We start from the raw sequence: 2,576 nt of genomic DNA on the forward strand, positions 1-2,576 counted from the left end.
GGGAGTGAAATAGTACCTGAAACCGTTCGCCTACAATCCGTCGGAGCCTTGCGGGGTGACGGCGTGCCTTTTGAAGAATGAGCCTGCGAGTTAGTGGCATGTGGCGAGGTTAACCCGTGTGGGGGAGCCGTAGCGAAAGCGAGTCTGAATAGGGCGATTCAGTCGCGTGTCCTAGACCCGAAGCGGAGTGATCTAGCCATGGGCAGGCTGAAGCGCGGGTAAGACCGCGTGGAGGGCCGAACCCACCAACGTTGAAAAGTTGGGGGATGACCTGTGGTTAGGGGTGAAAGGCCAATCAAACTCCGTGATAGCTGGTTCTCCCCGAAATGCATTTAGGTGCAGCGTCGCGTGTTTCTTGCCGGAGGTAGAGCACTGGATGGTCTAGGGGGCCCACAAGCTTACCGAAATCAGCCAAACTCCGAATGCCGGTAAGTGAGAGCGCGGCAGTGAGACTGCGGGGGATAAGCTTCGTAGTCGAGAGGGAAACAGCCCAGATCACCAGCTAAGGCCCCTAAGCGTGTGCTAAGTGGAAAAGGATGTGGGGTCGCATAGACAACCAGGAGGTTGGCTTAGAAGCAGCCACCCTTTAAAGAGTGCGTAATAGCTCACTGGTCAAGTGGTTCCGCGCCGACAATGTAGCGGGGCTCAAGCACACCGCCGAAGCTGTGGCATTCACATTTTTACCTCGCTTGGACTTGATTCCTTGTGCAGGTGTGTGGATGGGTAGGGGAGCGTCGTGCCGGGGGTGAAGCAGCGGGGTGACCCAGTTGTGGACGCGGCACGAGTGAGAATGCAGGCATGAGTAGCGAAAGAAGGGTGAGAAACCCTTCCGCCGGATGACCAAGGGTTCCAGGGCCAGGCTAATCCGCCCTGGGTGAGTCGGGACCTAAGGCGAGGCCGAGAGGCGTAGTCGATGGACAACGGGTTGATATTCCCGTACCCGCGAAGGAGCGTCCCTGATGAACCTCGTTGTGCTAACCACCCGAGCTGCCGGATACCTTCGGGTTGATGGTGGTGAGCGTGGGAACCTGGCGGGTAGTAGTCAAGCGATGGGGTGACGCAGGAAGGTAGCTGATCCCGGCCGGTGGTTGTGCCGGGGTAAGCGTGTAGGCCGTACCGTAGGCAAATCCGCGGTGCATGAAGGCTGAGACGTGATGCCGAGCCGATTCAGGTGAAGTCAGTGATCCTATGCTGCCGAGAAAAGCCTCTAGCGAGTTCCGAGCGGCCCGTACCCCAAACCGACACAGGTGGTCAGGTAGAGAATACCGAGGCGATCGGGCGAACTGTGGTTAAGGAACTCGGCAAATTGCCCCCGTAACTTAGGGAGAAGGGGGGCCGGAGACGTGAAGCCCCACGCGGGTGGAGCGTTGTATGGCCGCAGAGAGCAGGGGGAAGCGACTGTTTACTAAAAACACAGGTCCATGCGAAGAAGTAATTCGATGTATATGGACTGACGCCTGCCCGGTGCTGGAACGTTAAGGGGACCTGTTAGCTCTTTCGGGGGCGAAGCGGAGAACTTAAGCGCCAGTAAACGGCGGTGGTAACTATAACCATCCTAAGGTAGCGAAATTCCTTGTCGGGTAAGTTCCGACCTGCACGAATGGCGTAACGACTTCCCCACTGTCTCAACCACAGGCCCGGCGAAATTGCATTACGAGTAAAGATGCTCGTTACGCGCGGCAGGACGGAAAGACCCCGGGACCTTTACTATAGCTTGACATTGGTATCCGAATTAGCTTGTGTAGGATAGGTGGGAGCCGGTGAACCATCAACGCCAGTTGGTGGGGAGGCAATCTTGAAATACCACTCTGGTTGATTTGGGTATCTAACTTCGGACCGTTATCCGGTTCAGGGACAGTGTCTGGTGGGTAGTTTAACTGGGGCGGTTGCCTCCTAAAAGGTAACGGAGGCGCCCAAAGGTTCCCTCAGCCTGGTTGGCAATCAGGTGTTGAGTGCAAGTACACAAGGGAGCTTGACTGTGAGACTGACAGGTCGAGCAGGGACGAAAGTCGGGACTAGTGATCCGGCACTTGCGAGTGGAAGCGGTGTCGCTCAACGGATAAAAGGTACCCCGGGGATAACAGGCTGATCTTCCCCAAGAGTCCATATCGACGGGATGGTTTGGCACCTCGATGTCGGCTCGTCGCATCCTGGGGCTGTAGCAGGTCCCAAGGGTTGGGCTGTTCGCCCATTAAAGCGGTACGCGAGCTGGGTTTAGAACGTCGTGAGACAGTTCGGTCCCTATCCGCCGTGCGCGTAGGATACTTGAGAAGGGCTGTCCCTAGTACGAGAGGACCGGGACGGACGAACCTCTGGTGTGCCAGTTGTCCCGCCAGGGGCACGGCTGGTTAGCTACGTTCGGAAGGGATAACCGCTGAAAGCATCTAAGCGGGAAGCTCGCTTCAAGATGAGGTATCCCACCCACTTTGTGGGGTAAGGCCCCCAGCTAGACGACTGGGTTGATAGGCCGGAAATGTAAGCCCGGTAACGGGTTCAGTTGACCGGTACTAATAGGCCGAGGACTTGACTACTAAGCTGCTACGCGTCCACTGTGCAACTCCCGACAAACGAACAAC

Annotated in this window: 1 rRNA gene (cut by a window edge); it reads left to right on the forward strand. The window is 56.9% G+C overall.

The annotated features are described in order from the left end of the window. Positions 1-2,531, forward strand: a 23S ribosomal RNA gene (locus AB0C04_RS32040) (it extends 579 nt beyond the left edge of the window). The last annotated feature ends 45 nt before the right edge of the window (positions 2,532-2,576 follow it).

This window comes from Micromonospora sp. NPDC048909, assembly GCF_040649635.1.
Lineage (GTDB): Bacteria > Actinomycetota > Actinomycetes > Mycobacteriales > Micromonosporaceae > Micromonospora.